This is a genomic window from Bradyrhizobium sp. Unk1, assembly GCF_059512345.1.
The window spans coordinates 74,996-91,191 of sequence record NZ_JCAMOP010000008.1 but is presented as its reverse complement, the minus strand read 5'-3'; the positions used below and the strand labels follow the sequence as shown (position 1 = coordinate 91,191).

The following is a 16,196-nucleotide window of genomic DNA, read 5'->3' as shown; positions in this document are numbered from 1 at the left end:
GCATGAGGCGGCTTTACCTCGGCGGGGCGGCCTCAGTCAGGAAATGGAATGGTGCCTCAAGGCGGGGTCCGTGACCGGACCAGCCGCCTCAGCGCTTCCCTTGCGTGAAATTCCACTCAATTCGAGCTGTCGATCAAACTCTCCAGCAGCCGCTTCAATTCGCTCGTCGACTTGTCGCCGTAGCTCTCCAGGATGTGCTCCTCCTGGTCCACTGCGAGCGAGTTGAGCTTCTTGCACAGCACCTTGCCGCGGTCGGAGATGAACATCAAAACCTTGCGGCGGTCGTTCGGGTCCTGCACGCGATAGACCAGCGTGTCGGAGACCATGCGGTCGATCATCTTGGTCAGCGTCGGATGATTGAGCAGCACCGCGTCTGCGAGTTCGCCCATCGAGTGGCCATCGCCGTCCGACAACACCTTAAGGATGCGCCACTGCTCGACGGGAACGCCTTCCTTGCTGAGGCGCAGTTCCAGCTGCCGGTTGATCTCCCGGTTGGCTTGCGCCAGCAGGTAGGCGAGGTGTTCGGTGATCGGGGAGTTCGGTTTTGCCACGGCTAAGACTTCGTCTTGACCCAAATGAGTGAATGTCTTGCAATCAATGCTGCATCTATATGCACTTCAATTGTTGAATATTCAATATTTTCAAAATAGGATGTTTGCCTAACAAAAGGGCGGATGCCGCGGCCGCCTGCTCATTGTGCTTTCAGGTCTGGTGCCAGACAGGAGTTGGCGTGCGCGCGACGGTAAACTTCCCGGCTCACGGCAGTCCGGCGATGCCGCCGTCCTTGCTGCTGAGGAATCTGTCGTCGTCGGGAGCCGATAGCTCGCTGTCGCCGGGCGATCATGCCTTCCGCAGGCGGCGTGGCGCGAACAAGCTGCGCATCGGCGGCTTCATCTGCTGCACGGGATCGCCGGGGGTGTGGGGCCCCTGCGCGACCAACAGCGCGCAGCTCGCCGTTGCCGAGATCAACAAGCGCGGCGGCATCCTCGGCCGCGAGATCGAGCTGTCGATCTACGACGCCGGCGGCCCGCTCGACGAGGTGCTGAACCGCGCCGAGCAGGCGATCGCGTTCGACGAAGTCGATCTCATCGTCGGGCTGCACACCAGCGCGGTCCGCGTCGGCTTGCGCGACGTCACCACGCGTCATCGCATCCCCTACATCTATACGCCGGTCTACGAAGGCGGCGAGCGCACGCCCGGCGTGATGGCGATCGGCGAGACGCCGCGCTGGCAGAGCCGGCCGTCGATCCACTGGCTTGCCGACGTCAAGAAGGCGTCGCGCTGGTATCTGATCGGCAGCGATTACGTCTGGCCCTGGCAGTCGCACCGCGCCGTGAAGAACTACATCAGGGAAACCGGAGGCCACGTCGTCGGCGAGGAGTTCGTCCCCCTCGGCGAGGACAATCACGAGCCGCACCTGGCGCGCATCCGTGCCGCGCGGCCCGATGTCGTGCTGATCTCGCTGATCGGCACCGACAGCGTCACCTTCAATCGTGCCTTCGGCGAATGCGGCCTCGGCGCCACGACGCTGCGGCTGGCGGGGGCCATGGACGAGACGGTGCTGCTCGGCATCGGCGCCGACAACAGCGAGAACATGTTCTGCGCCTCCGGCTATTTCTCGGGTATCGGCTCGCGGGCCAATGACGACTTCCAGATCCGCTATCGCGCGATGTTCGGGCCGAACGCCCCGCCGATCGGCTCGCTTGGCCAGTCCAGCTATGAAGGCCTGCGTTTCCTCGAAGCCGTGGCGAAAAAGGCAGGTTCGCTGTCGATGGCGCCCATGCTCGCGGCGGGCCGCAACATCGTTTACGGCGGCGCGCGCGGACCGGTTGTCGTTCGCAACGGCCACGCCCGCATGCAGATGTATCTCGCCGAGGCCGACGGCCTCGACTTCAAGCTGATCAAGCCGGTCTGAGCCTGCTGCGGCGATCCGGACAGCCGCATTTCAAAATAATACTTGAAAAGGAAAATATTTCCGCTTTGAATGTTTCAGCCAAGGCCGCTGGGCGCGTCGCGCCAATCGCGGCCGCGCGCAGGGACCGTACCAAGAAACTTCAGGAGAGCGCCGTGACAGTTGTCCTTCCCACGCCTGCCCAACTTCTCGACGTCGCCAAGCAGTGCGGCCTTTCGCTGACTGATGCTGACGTCGCCTCGTTCCGCGGCCTGATGCAGGGGTCGATCGAAGCCTATAATCTCGTCGGCGCGATGCCGGATGAAGTGCCGGAGGTCAAATATCCCCGCACGCCGGGCTATCGGCCCTCGCCCGAGGAGAACCCGCGCAACGCCTGGTACCGCAAGTCGACCGTGAAGGGTGCGGCGAGCGGCAAGCTGAAGGGCAAGACCGTCGCGCTGAAGGACAACATCATGCTCGCCGGCGTGCCCATGATGAATGGTTCCGCGACGCTCGAAGGCTATGTCCCCGATTTCGACGCCACCATCGTCACGCGCATGCTCGATGCCGGCGCCGAGATCGCCGGAAAAGTGCATTGCGAATCCTTCTGCATGTCCGGCGGCAGCCACACCGGCGCGGTCGGTGCCGTGCATAATCCGCACAAGATGGGCTATTCGGCCGGTGGCTCGTCCTCGGGCAGTGGCGTCGTGGTCGCGCTCGGCGAGGTCGACATGGCGATCGGCGGCGACCAGGGCGGCTCGATCCGCATGCCGTCCTCGTTCTGCGGCACCTACGGCATGAAGCCGACCTGGGGCCTCGTCCCCTACACCGGCATCATGCCGATCGAGATCTTCGTCGATCACACCGGTCCGATGACGGCGACCGTCGCCGACAATGCGCTGCTGCTCGAAGTGCTCGCCGGCGACGACGGCTACGATCCCCGCATCAAGGCACCGAAGGTCGAGGACTACACCAAGGCGCTCGGCCAGGGCGTCAAGGGCATGAAGATCGGCATCCTCAAGGAAGGTTTTGAGCAGGCGAACGCGGAGGCCGCGGTGAACGAAAGCGTCCGCGAGGCGGCAAAACGTTTCAAGGATCTCGGCGCCACCGTCGAGACCGTCTCGATCCCGATGCATCTCGCGGGCCCGGCGATCTGGACCCCGATCGGTACCGAGGGCATGACCCAGACCATGATGTATGGCGACGGCTACGGGCTCAGCCGCGGCGACCTCTATTCGACCTCGCTGATGGACTTCCATCGCGGCTGGCGCCGGCAGGCGGATTCGCTGTCGGAGACGACAAAACTGTTCCTGATGCTCGGGACTTACATCAACAATAGCTTCGGTCCCCGCTATTACGGCAAGGCCCTCAACATCTCGCGCCGCCTGACCGCGGCCTATGACAAGGCGTTCGGCGCATACGACCTGCTGCTGCTGCCGACCACGCCGATGAAGGCGACGAAGCTGCCGGAGCCCACCGCCAGCCGCGAGGACTATGTCGCCCGCGCGCTGGAGATGATCTCCAACACCGCGCCGTTCGACATCACCCATCATCCCGCGATGTCGCTGCCCTGCGGCATGGTCGACGGCCTACCCGTCGGCCTGATGCTGGTCGGCCGCATGTTCGAGGAATCCACCATCTACCGCGCCGCCCATGCCTTCGAGCAGATCGGCGACTGGAAGAAGATGTGAGCGGGGAATTCATGCAGACGGACGGAAGACCAGAGCGTTTTCGAGCGAAGTGGATACCGGTTCGCGTCGAGAAAACGCGTCAAAACAAGAATCTATCGCATGGCTAACGCGTTCGTCGCGGCGTTCGAGATCCTGAGCTTCGGCGCGATCATTGTCCTGATCGTGCTGGGGCTCGGAATCATCGCCAGCATGATGGGCATCTTCAACTTCGCGCAGGGCGAGTTCGTCCTGCTCGGGGCCTACATCACCTATCTCGCCTACGCCAAGGGCCTGCCGATCTGGGCCGGCATGGTCGCGGCGCCCTTCGTGGTCGGTGCGCTCGGCTTCGTGCTGGAGGCGCTGATCATCCGCCGCTTCTACGCCGCGCCGATCGTGGCGATGCTCGGCACCTATGCGCTCGGCCTGATCATCCGCGAATCGGTGCGCGGCCTGATCGGCGGCTTCTATCTCACCGTGCCCGAGCCGATCGGCGGCTCGATCGATATCGGCGCCACGCACATCTCGGCCTGGCGCTTCACCATCATCGTCATCACGCTCCTGGTGATGGCGGGCTGCTACCTCCTGCTGTCGCGCACGAGCTTTGGCCTGCGCATGCGCGCCACCCTGGAAAATCCCTCGCTGGCGCGGGCCTCAGGCATTTCCACGCCCTTGATGTACGGCGCCACGTTTGCGTTCGGCTCCGCGCTCGCCGGCCTTGCCGGCGCGCTGATCGTCCCGGTGTTCAGCCTGTACGCCGATCTCGGCCTGCGCTTCCTGATCCAGGGCTTTGTCGCGGTGATGGTCGGCGGCGTCGGCTCCTTCATCGGACCGGTGGCGGGCGCCGGCGTCATCGGCACCCTCAGTGCCGCGCTGCCATGGGTGATGGCGCCCGTCGTCGCCGACGTCCTCGTCTTCGTGCTCGCCATTGTCTTCATCAAATTTCGGCCGCAGGGCCTCATCGCTGGAAAAGGGGTTTAGTCATGTTCGATCGTACTGAGCTTTCGCGCCGCCGCTTCCTCTCCAATCTTGCCTTTACCACCGGCGCGGTCGCGACCGGCGTCGGCAGCTGGGTGGTTCCGGCGCCGTGGGCCAATGCGGCGGAAGGCCCGATCAAGGTCGGCATCGCAACCGATCTCACCGGCCCGATCGCCTATGCCGGCAATGCCGACGCCAATGTCGCCAAGATGGTGATCAAGGAGATCAATACGGCCGGTGGTCTGCTCGGCCGTCCGCTCGAGCTCTATATCGAGGACACCGCCTCGAACGAATCCGTCGCGGTCGGCAACGTCCGAAAACTGATCCAGCGCGACAAGGTCGACATGGTGCTGGGCGGCATCACCTCATCGATGCGCAACGCGATCAAGGACCCGATCGTGGCGCGCGGCAAGACGCTCTACATCTATCCGCAGCTCTACGAAGGCAAGGAGTGCACGCCCTATCTGTTCTGCACCGGGCCGACGCCGGCGCAGCAATGTGACGAGTTCATCCCCTGGCTGATCAAGAACGGCGGCAAGAAGTTCGCGCTGCCGAGCGCCAACTATGTCTGGCCGCATACGCTCAACGTCTACGCCCGCAAGGTGATCGAGCAGAACGGCGGCGAGGTCGTCTTCGAGGAATATTACCCGCTCGACCAGGTCGATTTCTCCGCGACCGTCAACCGGATCGTCTCCAACAAGGTCGACGTCGTCTTCAACACGGTCATTCCGCCGGGCGTCGGCCCGTTCTTCAAACAGCTCTATGAAGCTGGCTTCCTCAAGAACGGCGGGCGCCTGGCCTGCGTCTACTATGACGAGAACACGCTCAACATCAACCAGGCCGCCGAGATCGAGGGGCTCGCAAGCTGTCTCGACTATTTCAAGGTGCTGACCAAGGAGAACCCGTTCGACGCCAAGATCCAGGCAGCCTACGAGAAGGACTTTCCCGGCAACTTCCTGTTCGCGGCCGGCAGTGCCGCGACCGGCACCTATCGCGGCCTCAAGTTGTGGGAAGCGGCCGTGAAGGAAGCCGGCAAGGTCGATCGCGACTCGGTTGCCGCCGCGCTTGATCACGCCAAGATCGCCGAAGGCCCGGGCGGACCGGCCGAGATGGTGCCGGGCAAGCGGCACTGCAAGATGAAGATGTACACTGCGGTCGCCAAGGGCGGGAACTACGAGATCGTCGGACGCAGCGACGGGCTCGTCGATCCCAAGGAATGCTGAGGCGGAATGCCGAAGTCGATGAGTGTGGTAAGAGAAGCCATCGCCGGCGACGAAGCGGACGATGCGATGGCTGAACGCGTGGCAGCGGGACAGGCCAAGGAACAGGTCAAGGCAGGGCGAAAGGTCCTGCCGATCGTGGAGGGCGTCGTGCTCGTCGCGGCGCTGCTCGCGCCGTTGGTGCTGCAGGACTACCTCACGGTGTTCGCGACCCGCGTGATCATCCTCGCGCTGTTCGCGTTGTCGTTCGATCTGGTCTGGGGCTATGCCGGCATCATGAGCTTCGGCCAGGCCCTGTTCTTCGGCTCGGCCGGCTATGGCGTCGCGCTGCTCGCGCGCGACCTCGATATCACCAACATCCTCCTGGTCCTCCCTGCCGGCACGATCATCGGCCTCACCTTCGCGCTGCTGCTCGGCGGCTTCCTGCTGCTCGGACGGCATCCCTCCAGCGTCATCTTCGTGTCGCTGGGCACGCTGACCGGCTCCTACGCCGCCGATCGCCTTGCGCGCGGCTGGTACTATCTCGGAGGCCAGAACGGCATCCCCTCGATCGCGCCGATGTCGCTCGGCGGCTACGAATTTACTGAAGGCCCGGCTTTCTACTATCTCGTGCTCGGCATCCTCGTCGTCGTTTATCTGCTCTGCAGATTCCTGGTGCGCTCGCAATTCGGGCTGGCGCTCGCAGGCCTGCGTGAGAACGAGCAGCGCATCGCCTTCTTCGGCTACAAGGCGCAGCATCTCAAGGCGATCATCTTCGCGATCGGCGGCGCCATCGCAGGTCTTGCCGGCAGCCTTTATGCTTTCCATGAAGGTTTCGTCTGGCCCAACATGGTCGGCGTCGTCGTCTCGACGCAGGTGGTGCTCTATGTGCTGTTCGGCGGCTCCGGAACGTTGATCGGCGCCGTCATCGGCACCGTGATCGTCGAGGGCGTCAGCTTCTGGCTCTCCGACAATTATCGCGAGATCTGGCCGATCATCCTCGGTCTGCTGCTGCTGCTCGTGATCCTGTTCCGGCCGCTTGGCCTGATCAGTTTTGTGCTCGGCGAGCGCGAACGGGTCGGCAGCTTTGGTGCCAGGCCCAAGGAGACCGAGAGGAAGACCGAGAAGCAGACTGAGAAGGAGAAGCGCAATGCCGCTCCTTGAAGCCGCCGATATCAAGAAGATTTTTGGCAAGCTCACCGCGCTCGACGGCGCCGCGCTCACCGTCGGCGAGAACGAGTTTCACGGCCTGATCGGACCGAACGGCTCCGGCAAGAGCACGCTGATGAAGTGCATTGCGGGAGCCGAGGTGCCGACCCAAGGCAAAGTCTCCTTCGTCAACACCGACATCACCGCGTTCACGCCGACCGAACGGGCCCGGGCCGGCATGAGCCTGAAATTCCAGATCACCAGCGTGCTGCCGACGCTGACGCTCTACGACAACATCCTGCTCGCGCTGCAGGCGCAGTCCTCGCTGTTCGATCTCGTGTTCTCGCGCACGCGGGGCGCGCTGCACGACCAGGTCATGACCATGCTGACACAGTTTCGGCTGGCCGATCGCGCCTTCGACGCGGCGGCCGCATTGTCGCACGGCCAGCAGCAATGGCTGGAGATTGCGATGGCGCTCGCCGGTAAGCCAAAACTGCTGCTGCTGGACGAGCCGACCGGCGGCATGAGCCTGGAGGAGCGCCGCGTCACCGGTGAATTGCTGCAGCCGATCAAGAAACATTGCTCGCTCGTTATCGTCGAGCACGACCTCGATTTCATCCGCGACATCTGTGATCGGTTGACTGTGCTCGACCAGGGCAAGGTGCTGGCATCGGGCACCGTGTCGGAGATCCAGGCCAACAAATCCGTTCAGGAGATCTATCTGCGCCGTGCCTGAATTTTTGGACATCAAGCATCTCGACGCGGGCTATGGCCGCAGCCAGGTCCTGTTCGACGTCACCCTCGGCATTCCCTGGCGCGGCGGCGTTGCCGTGCTCGGCCGCAATGGCGCCGGCAAGACCACGCTGATGAAGACCATCGTCGGCGAGCTGCCGGCATGGAAGGGCGAGGTCGCCTTCGATGGACGCGACATCAGCCGTCGCGCGACCCAGGAGCGCGTGCGCGCCGGCATCGGCTACGTCCCGCAGGAGCACTCGGTGTTCGCGCGCCTGTCGGTGCGCGACAATCTCGCGGTCGGCTCGCTCGCCAGCAAGAAGGCCGACGCGGTCGACCATGTGCTGACCATCTTCCCGAAACTCGGCCAGCGCCTCGACCAGCCCGCCGGCACCCTCTCCGGCGGCGAGCGCAAGATGCTCGCCATCGGCCGCGCCATGCTGGGCGATCCAAAGCTGTTGTTACTGGACGAGCCGACCGAAGGCGTCTGGATCGGCGTGATCGAGGAGATCACCGAGCGCCTGATCGAGCTCGCGAAGAGCATCGCCGTCATCATCGTCGAGCAGCACCTCGACCTCGCGCTGCGCGTCGCCGATTACGCCTATGTGTTGGACCGCGGCAGAGTCGCGCTGCAAGGGCAGGCGGGCGAGGTGAGGGGCAATCCGGAGCTGATGCGGTATCTGGCACCGTAGGGACTCGCCACTCGCTCTGCAGCTATATCTCACCGCGGCGCTTTGCCGGTTCCGTCATCCTGAGGTGCGAGCGTAGCGAGCCTCGAAGGATGAGCGGCCCCGCTGCCGCAGCTGGGCCGTCGCCCTTTGAGGCTCGCTGCGCGAGCGCCTCAGGGTGACGGTGAGAGGTTGTCGGTCGGGGAAGACCTGAGCGCCGCCTTACTTCACCGCCCCAAAGCGGCTGTCGAACGAGTTCGACGACACCACCGGCGCGGCGCCCATGATCTGCGTCGCTTCACCCGCACCATCGCTCACCGACGGCTTCAGCGCCGGACGCGTCGCCGCAAGCCGCGTATCCGGCTTCACCGGTTCGGCGGGCTTGGCGGCGGCGACGGCTGGCTTCGGTGTGTCCTTGGACGTGTCGCGGCCGGGCACGAACCTCGTCACTGCGGCCTTCAGCCTCGACGTCGCGGTGGGCGGCGTTGTGGGCGCAGCGGCCGGAGCCACGGAGGCGGTCGCCTGCGGCGGAGGCGTGGTTGCCGTCGTGTCGGCGGTGCCCATGCCCATCTTGCGACCGAGGTTGGAGAAGAAGCCGCCAGATTTTTCAGCCGGAGCGGCTGCGGCGACGCGGGTATTGGCGGCGGGCGCGCTGACGGCGACGACCGGCTCCTGGTTCGCGGGAGCGGCGGCGACCGCATCGAGATTGGGCTTGGGCGGATTGACGTGTCCGGGGATCGTGCCCGGCGCCTTCGCCATCGCCAGCATCTCCAGGGTCGAGCCTTCGGCATTCTCCGACAGGCCGGTCGATCCCTCCGGAATCTTCGAGGCAAAAATCTTGTTCATGCCGCCATCGATGCCGGTGTTCATGCGCGCCATCGGCGTGCCCTTGGCGACGAGCTTGTTGTACTCGACCTGGTCGCGCGCATCCTTCTCGCGCACCGCGCTGGCGATGTCCTCGGGGATGACGTAGGCCGGGCACTTCGCGGAGGCGTCGAACACCGGATCGCGCTTGGCGTCGGGCGTCTTGGCTGCGTCGAAGACGTACTTCTTCTCGCAGAAATCGACCTTCGGCTCCTGCCGCGTCACCTCGAAATGATCATAGCCTTCCTTGATCATCTTCCAGAACGGCATGTTCGGGTTGTTCCGGTGCTTGGCCATGTTCACCGGCGTCATCTTGAACGGATAGGCCTGGAGCTGGAACGCCTTCTGGCCACCGAAGAACGACTCGCGGCCAAGCGAATAGATCTCCGCGATCTGCTCGTCCGTCATCGCGTAGCAGCCGCGCGACGAACAATCGCCGTGCACCATCAACTGCGAGCCGCTGCGGCCCAAAGCCTTGTCGAAGGCGTTCGGGTAACCCGTGTTGAACGACAGGTAATAGGCCGACTGCGGATTCATCTGGCCCGGATTGATCGAGTAGAATCCTTCCGGCGCCTGGCGGTCGCCTTCGCGCACCTTCGGACCGAGATCGCCCGACCAGCGGCAGATCGGATAGGTCTTGAGCAGCGCGAACTGGCCGTTGCGGGCCTGCTTCCAGACCTCGAGCTCGGCCTCCTGCTTGAACAGACGGACCAGGATCGGCGATTGCAGGTCCATGTTCTTCTCGACCATCGCGGCGAGAAGCTTTGGCGGCACCGGCTGGTTGGCCTTGGCGTTGGTCGCGAGCGAAACCTGGTCGGTATCGCAGCCGGCCAGCAGAACACTGGCCGTCAGCAGCGCGACCGAAGCCAAAAGCGCGCGAGCAAGCGAACGAGAAATCAAGATGGACCCCACACCGTGCCGGGCAAGCAGCGCGAACCCCAATCTCGAAGCATGATCCGACCGGAGATCCGGACCCGTCGTGACGGGCTTTTTCGAACCACGCTCCAGCGCTTGTGCCCTGAAGCCATTGATTAAAATTCTAACCTCTGGGTCATGTGGTCGCAACCCGAGCTGGGATCACGAGCCCGTTGGCCCAGTGGCATGGTCAACGAAGACTAAATGGACGCGACTTTGGGCCGTACTTGGGCCTTTCGGCCCAATCAGGACAGAGATCGCTGATTTGGGCAAAAAAAGGGTTAACGGGGAGTTACTGGAGGTCTCGTAGGGTGGGCAAAGCGAAGCGTGCCCACCATTCTCTGCCGTCCGACCGGCTGGTGGGCACGGCGCTTCGCGCCTTTGCCCACCCTACGGCACCGAAAACGGCCGAATCAGCCCAGTTTCCGGCCGATATCGAGGAATTTCTGCCGCCGCTGCTTGCGGATGGTGTCGCCGTCCAGGCCACGCATCTCGTCAAACGCCTTGGCGATGGCATCGCCCGTGGTGGCGATCATGGCGGCGGGGTCGCGGTGGGCGCCGCCGACCGGCTCCTTCAGGATGCTGTCGATCACCCCGAAGCGCAGCATGTCCTGCGCGGTGATCTTCATGTTGTTGGCGGCTTCCTGCGCCTTGGAGCCGTCGCGCCAAAGGATCGAGGAGGCGGCCTCGGGCGAGATCACGCTGTAGATCGCGTGCTCCAGCATCAAGACCTTGTTGGCGGTGGTGATGGCGATGGCGCCGCCCGACATGCCTTCGCCGGTGATGATGGCGACGTTGGGCACGGTCAGCGCCATGCAGGCGTCGGTCGAGCGCGCGATCGCCTCGGCCTGGCCGCGCTCTTCGGCGCCGATGCCGGGATAGGCGCCGGCGGAATCGGCGAGCGACAGCACGGGCAGGCCGAACCGCTCGGCCATCTCCATCAGCCGCACGCATTTGCGATAGCCCTCGGGCCGCGCCATGCCGAAATTGTGCCGGATGCGACTCTCGGTGGAATCGCCCTTTTCCTGGCCCATCACGCAGATGGCCTCACCGCGGAAGCGGCCGAAGCCGGCAACCAGCGCCTCGTCCTCGCCGAACTTGCGGTCGCCCGCGAGCGGGGTGAATTCGGTGATCAGGCCCTTGATGAAGTCGTTGAAATGCGGCCGCTGCGGGTGTCGCGCGACCAGCGTCTTCTGCCACGGCGTCAGGTTCAGATAGAGGTCGGCCAGCGCCTGCGCCGCCTTGTCCTCGATCTTCCCGATCTCCTCGGAGATGTCAGTGCCCGAGGCCGCAAGCGTCCGCAGCTCGTCGACCTTGGAGTCGAGCTCGGCGACCGGCTTTTCGAAGTCGAGATAGCTGCGCATGTGATCTGGCATCAACTCAATATAGCGGGGACGGGGCGGGGCGTCGAAGCAGGTTTGGATCGGTGGAAAGAAATGTAGCTTCTTCAATGAGTTGGCTTGTGGGCTTGGAAGCAGCCCGCCAAATCATGCGTGAGGCCACGGCTCTTTCTGCGGAGATGTGGCCGAAGTCAAGGCGGTTTCATGGGTTGCCGGTAGCCCGGATGGAGCGAAGCGCAATCCGGGAAAGTCTTTCCGTGACGCCAGAGCCCCGGATTACGCTGCGCTCCATCCGGGCTACAAGAGAACTACTTCTCCGCCAGCGGGTGCAGGTCGCGCACTAGGCTCTTCAGGCGCTCCTCGACCACATGGGTGTAGATCTGGGTCGTGGAGATGTCGGTGTGGCCGAGCAGGGTCTGCACGATGCGCAGATCCGCGCCGTTGTGCAGGAGGTGGCTGGCAAAGGCGTGGCGCAGCACGTGCGGGGAGACCAGCCGGGCCTGCAGCCCCGAGGCGACCGCGAGCTCCTTCAGGTCGCGGGCGAAATGCTGCCGCGTCAGATGCCCGCTCTCGCCGAACGATGGGAACAGCCATTTCGAGGCGGCCACGCTGTTCTTCTTGTCGGCCTTTGCCGCTTCCGTCGCCGCGAGATAATCCGCCATCGCCTGCCGTGAGGCCTCGTTGAGCGGCACCAGGCGTTCCTTGTTGCCCTTGCCGCGCACCACGATCATGCGGGCGTCGCGTTTGGCCGCGGAGCGCGGCAGCGCCACCAGCTCGGAGACGCGCAGGCCCGTGGCGTAGAGCACCTCGAGCAGGCAATAGAGCCGTAACGCGCGCAGCTGCTTCGAGGGCGAGGCATCCGCCGCCTCGCTCAATTCCTTGGCGCGGCGGAGCATGCGGTCGACATCCGCGATCGACAGCACCTTCGGCAGGCCTCGGCCGCGCTTGGGGCCGGACAGGATTGCCGCGGGATCCTCGGTGCGGATGCGCTCGTTCAGGAGAAAGCGGTAGAGATGCCGCATCGCCGACAGCCGCCGCGCGACGCTGGTGGATTTGAAGCCGCGGCTGTCGAGATCGGCGAGGTAATCGCGCAGGATCTGCGTCTCGGCGTCGGCAAAGCTGTGCCCGCCGCGGCCCAAAAATTCCGAGAAATCGGTGAGGTCGCGGCGGTAGGCATCGAGCGTATTGGGGCCGGCGCCCTGTTCCGCCGCGAGCATGTCGAGGAACAGGCCGGTGAGCTTGCTGTCTGAGGGCTGCACGCGCATGCCCTGGAGGCTAGCTCCTATTTCTTGAGAAATTTATCCGGCGGGATCGTCACCGTCATTTCCCGCGACTTCGGGCTCACGAAGTTCGCCAGCGCGAAGACCACGCCATAGACGATGCCGGCGAGCACGGCGACGACCGTCAGGAAGCGGAACAGGCTGGGCATCGGGCAAGGTCTCGGGAGGGTCTCAGGCGTCCAAATTAACCAATGAAATCATCCAACATGTTCGCCGTTTCGTGGCAAGAGTCCTCTGGCGAGGGCCCCGAGGGGGTCGTATAGGTGGCCAAAGCATGCCGCCTCCGGCGGCAGATCGAGCGAGACCCAGAGCGAGATTTATGCCCGACGCCGCGTTGCCGATACAAGCTGCCCCTGAGGCCGACATCCTGTCGGCGCTCGGGACGCGCTCGATCGTGCTCGTCGGCATGATGGGGGTGGGCAAATCCACCATCGGCCGCCGCATGGCGGCCCGGCTCAAGCTGCCCTTCGTTGACGCCGACACCGAGATCGAGATCGCTCATGCCGGCATGACCATACCGGAGATTTTCGAGCGCCATGGCGAGCCGTATTTCCGGGATGGCGAGGCGCGGGTGATCGCGCGCCTGCTCGACGGCGAGCCGATCGTGCTGGCGACCGGCGGCGGTGCCTTCATGCGCGAGGAGACGCGCAACCGCATTGCGGCCAAGGCGGTCTCGATCTGGCTCAAGGCCGACCCTGACGTCATCATGCGCCGGGTGCGCCGCCGCGCCGATCGCCCGCTGCTCCAGACCGCCGATCCCGAAGGAACCGTGACGCGCCTGCTCACCGAGCGCGAGCCGATCTACGGCCATGCCGATCTCACCATCGCCTCGCGCGACGTGCCGCACGACAAGATCGTCGAGGAATGCATCGAGACGCTGCGCGCCCATCTCCGCGGCGAACAAGCCGCCCAATCACCTGCCGACGTTGCGAGTGCCGTACGATGACTGCGCCGTTGAAACATTCCGATCCAGTCAACGTCGACGTCGCGCTCGGCGATCGCGCCTATGACATCGTCATCGGCCGCGGCGTGCTGGCCTCGCTCGGCGAGCGGGTCGCGCGCTTGCGGCCCGGCGTGCGTACGGCGATCGTCACCGATCGCACCGTCGCAAAACACTGGCTCGAGCCGACCGAAGCGTCGCTCGCGTCTGCCGGCATTCCGACCTCGCGCATCGTGGTCGAGGAAGGCGAGATCTCCAAAACCTATGCCGGCCTCGAAAAGGTCAGCGAGGCCCTGATCGCCGCGAAGATCGAGCGCAACGATCTCGTCATCGCGCTCGGCGGCGGCGTGGTCGGCGATCTCGCCGGCTTTGCGGCCGCGATTCTGCGCCGCGGCGTCGATTTCGTGCAGGTGCCGACCTCGCTGCTGGCGCAGGTCGATTCCTCCGTCGGCGGCAAGACCGGCATCAACTCGCCGCAGGGCAAAAATCTGCTCGGCGCCTTCCACCAACCGCTGCTGGTCATTGCCGACACCGCCGTGCTCGACACGCTGTCGCCGCGGCAGTTTCGCGCCGGCTATGCCGAGGTCGCCAAATACGGTGTGCTCGGCGACGAAGCCTTCTTCACCTGGCTGGAGAAGAACCATTCCGATATCTTCAAGGGCGGCTCGGCGCGCGAGCACGCGATCGCGACCTCGTGCCGCGCCAAGGCCGGCGTCGTCTCGCGCGATGAGCGCGAGACCGGCGAGCGCGCGCTGCTCAATCTCGGCCATACCTTTGGTCACGCTCTGGAAGCCGCGACCGGTTTCTCCGATCGCCTCTTCCATGGCGAGGGTGTTTCGATCGGCATGACGCTGGCGGCGCAGTTCTCGGCGAAGCTTGGCGTGCTCGGCGAGGCCGATGCCGCGCGCGTCGAGCGTCACCTCATCGAGGCCGGCCTGCCGACGCGACTGCAGGACATCGCCGGTTTCGCGCAGGAAGGACTTGCCGACGCCGACGCGCTGATGGCGCTGATGGCGCAGGACAAGAAGGTCAAGCGCGGCAAGCTCACCTTCATCCTGCTGGAGGCGGTCGGGCGCGCCGTGATCGCGAAGGACGTCGAGCCGGCGCCTGTGCGCGATTTCCTCAAAGAGAAGCTCGCGCAGAAGGCTTGATGCGCGGCTGAACGGCGCTAAGGCGTTTTCGAGCGAAGTGGGTACCGGTTCGCGAAAACGCGTCAAAGCAAAAAACCAGAGTGGTGCATGGACTGGCTCGGATTCACCATCGTCATTCTCTGCCTGCTCGTCTCGGGCTTCTTCGCCGCGAGCGAGACCGCGCTGACCGGCGCCTCGCGCGCCAGCATGCTGCGGCTCTCCAAGCAGGGTAACCACGACGCCGATGTCGTCTCGCAGCTGCTCGACATGCGCGAGCGCCTGATCGGCGCGCTGCTGCTCGGCAACAACATCGCCAATATCAGCGCGTCCGCGCTCGCCACCAGCATCTTCACGGCCTGGTTCGGCGATGTCGGCGTGCTCTATGCCACCGGCGTGATGACGGCACTGGTCGTGATCTTCGCGGAGGTGCTGCCGAAGACCATCGCCATCAACGCGCCCGACCGCATGGCGCTTGCGGTCGCCCGCCCGATGCGGCTGACGATGTACGTGCTGGGACCGCTGCTGCGGATCGTCGAGGTCATCGTCCGCCTGTTGATGCGCTTGTTTGGTTTGGCCGGCGAGCATCAGGCGATCCTGTCGCCGACCGAGCGCCTGCGCGGCGCCGTCGACCTGCTGCACCACGAGGGCAAGGTCGAGAAGCAGGACCGCGACATGCTCGGCGGCCTGCTCGATCTGCGCGAACTCCAGGTTTCCGACGTCATGATCCACCGCACCGAGATGATGATGATCAATGCCGACCTGCCGCCGGAGGAACTGGTGCGCGAGGTGCTGGCGACCGAGTACACCCGCATTCCGCTGTGGCGCGAGAAGCCGGAAAACATCATCGGCGTGCTTCACGCCAAGGATTTGTTGCGCGCAATCCGTGCATCCGACGGTGACACCTCGCGCATCGACGTCTCCACCATCGCATTGCCGCCTTGGTTCGTGCCGGAAATGCGCCCGGTCTCCGAGCAGCTCAAGGCGTTCCGGCGCCGAAAGACCCATTTCGCCCTCGTCGTCGACGAATACGGCGAGGTTGAAGGTCTCGTGACGCTGGAAGACATTTTGGAAGAGATCGTCGGCGACATCTCCGACGAGCACGACGTCGTGGTCGCCGGCGTGCGCGCCCAGCCGGACGGCTCGGTCGTGGTCGACGGCTCGGTGCCGATCCGCGATCTCAATCGCGCCATGGACTGGCACCTGCCCGATGAAGAGGCAACGACGGTCGCCGGCCTCGTCATTCACGAGGCGCGCTCGATCCCCGACCGCGGCCAGAGTTTCACGTTCCACGGTTTCCGTTTCCGCGTCCTCCGCCGCGAACGCAACCGCATCACCGCGCTCCGTATTTCACCGGTGCCGCGTGACGCGGAGATGGAGGAAGCCAAGCCGAGAAGGGCGGGGACGTCGTTCTAGCCGTCACAACAGGTGTCATCGCCCGCGAAG

15 protein-coding genes are annotated in these 16,196 nt (G+C 64.7%); 10 read left to right on the top strand and 5 right to left on the bottom strand.

What is annotated here, in order from left to right; genetic code table 11:
• Positions 1-116: 116 nt before the first annotated feature.
• The gene (locus AC5ZFO_RS12400) at positions 117-551 is read right to left on the bottom strand and encodes a MarR family winged helix-turn-helix transcriptional regulator (RefSeq protein ID WP_014490415.1); all 435 of its coding nucleotides are present in this window, start codon (positions 549-551) and stop codon (positions 117-119) included.
• Between the two features lie 179 nt (positions 552-730).
• Here AC5ZFO_RS12400 and AC5ZFO_RS12395 point away from each other — a divergent pair, with 179 nt between their 5' ends.
• From AC5ZFO_RS12395 to AC5ZFO_RS12365, 7 genes are all read left to right on the top strand, one after another.
• Entirely contained in the window at positions 731-1,915 is a 1,185-nt protein-coding gene (locus AC5ZFO_RS12395) for a substrate-binding domain-containing protein (protein WP_282520235.1), read from the top strand.
• 152 nt (positions 1,916-2,067) lie between these two features.
• Positions 2,068-3,582: an amidase gene (locus AC5ZFO_RS12390; protein ID WP_282520236.1), complete on the top strand. Its 1,515-nt coding sequence runs from the start codon at positions 2,068-2,070 to the stop codon at positions 3,580-3,582.
• Between the two features lie 99 nt (positions 3,583-3,681).
• Positions 3,682-4,539, top strand: coding sequence for a branched-chain amino acid ABC transporter permease (locus tag AC5ZFO_RS12385; protein WP_282520237.1), 858 nt, complete (start codon positions 3,682-3,684; stop codon positions 4,537-4,539).
• A gap of 2 nt (positions 4,540-4,541) precedes the next feature.
• Positions 4,542-5,759: a substrate-binding protein gene (locus tag AC5ZFO_RS12380; protein WP_282520238.1), complete on the top strand. Its 1,218-nt coding sequence runs from the start codon at positions 4,542-4,544 to the stop codon at positions 5,757-5,759.
• Positions 5,760-5,765: 6 nt separating this feature from the next.
• The gene (locus AC5ZFO_RS12375; protein WP_282520239.1) at positions 5,766-6,899 is read left to right on the top strand and encodes a branched-chain amino acid ABC transporter permease; all 1,134 of its coding nucleotides are present in this window, start codon (positions 5,766-5,768) and stop codon (positions 6,897-6,899) included.
• Positions 6,886-7,620 carry an ABC transporter ATP-binding protein gene (locus AC5ZFO_RS12370; RefSeq protein ID WP_282520240.1) on the top strand — a complete coding sequence of 245 codons (735 nt, stop codon included), beginning with the start codon at positions 6,886-6,888 and terminating at the stop codon, positions 7,618-7,620. The genes AC5ZFO_RS12375 and AC5ZFO_RS12370 overlap by 14 nt, the downstream gene beginning before the upstream one ends.
• Positions 7,613-8,308: a branched-chain amino acid ABC transporter ATP-binding protein gene (locus AC5ZFO_RS12365; protein ID WP_282520241.1), complete on the top strand. Its 696-nt coding sequence runs from the start codon at positions 7,613-7,615 to the stop codon at positions 8,306-8,308. The genes AC5ZFO_RS12370 and AC5ZFO_RS12365 overlap by 8 nt, the downstream gene beginning before the upstream one ends.
• Positions 8,309-8,506: 198 nt before the next feature.
• Here the strand turns inward: AC5ZFO_RS12365 and AC5ZFO_RS12360 are convergent, their stop codons facing one another.
• The 4 genes from AC5ZFO_RS12360 to AC5ZFO_RS12345 all read right to left on the bottom strand — a co-directional run bounded on the left by AC5ZFO_RS12360 (position 8,507) and on the right by AC5ZFO_RS12345 (position 12,832).
• On the bottom strand, positions 8,507-10,048 hold the full coding sequence (locus tag AC5ZFO_RS12360) for a L,D-transpeptidase family protein (protein ID WP_282520242.1): 1,542 nt from the start codon (positions 10,046-10,048) through the stop codon (positions 8,507-8,509).
• A 428-nt stretch (positions 10,049-10,476) separates the two neighbouring features.
• Positions 10,477-11,439 (bottom strand): acetyl-CoA carboxylase carboxyltransferase subunit alpha, encoded by a 963-nt coding sequence (locus AC5ZFO_RS12355; RefSeq protein ID WP_282520243.1) that lies wholly within the window; start codon positions 11,437-11,439, stop codon positions 10,477-10,479.
• Positions 11,440-11,711: 272 nt separating this feature from the next.
• Positions 11,712-12,668 carry a site-specific tyrosine recombinase XerD gene (xerD, locus tag AC5ZFO_RS12350; RefSeq protein ID WP_282520244.1) on the bottom strand — a complete coding sequence of 319 codons (957 nt, stop codon included), beginning with the start codon at positions 12,666-12,668 and terminating at the stop codon, positions 11,712-11,714.
• 17 nt (positions 12,669-12,685) lie between these two features.
• Positions 12,686-12,832 carry a hypothetical protein gene (locus AC5ZFO_RS12345; protein ID WP_035730492.1) on the bottom strand — a complete coding sequence of 49 codons (147 nt, stop codon included), beginning with the start codon at positions 12,830-12,832 and terminating at the stop codon, positions 12,686-12,688.
• 170 nt (positions 12,833-13,002) lie between these two features.
• On the opposite strand from AC5ZFO_RS12345, the gene AC5ZFO_RS12340 reads away from it, so the two are divergent.
• The 3 genes from AC5ZFO_RS12340 to AC5ZFO_RS12330 all read left to right on the top strand — a co-directional run bounded on the left by AC5ZFO_RS12340 (position 13,003) and on the right by AC5ZFO_RS12330 (position 16,166).
• Complete coding sequence (locus AC5ZFO_RS12340; protein ID WP_496122115.1) at positions 13,003-13,629, top strand: shikimate kinase; 627 nt, start codon at positions 13,003-13,005, stop codon at positions 13,627-13,629.
• The gene (aroB, locus tag AC5ZFO_RS12335; RefSeq protein WP_282520246.1) at positions 13,626-14,774 is read left to right on the top strand and encodes a 3-dehydroquinate synthase; all 1,149 of its coding nucleotides are present in this window, start codon (positions 13,626-13,628) and stop codon (positions 14,772-14,774) included. The genes AC5ZFO_RS12340 and aroB overlap by 4 nt, the downstream gene beginning before the upstream one ends.
• 87 nt (positions 14,775-14,861) lie before the next feature.
• Positions 14,862-16,166 (top strand): HlyC/CorC family transporter, encoded by a 1,305-nt coding sequence (locus AC5ZFO_RS12330; RefSeq protein WP_063980627.1) that lies wholly within the window; start codon positions 14,862-14,864, stop codon positions 16,164-16,166.
• Positions 16,167-16,196 lie beyond the last annotated feature (30 nt).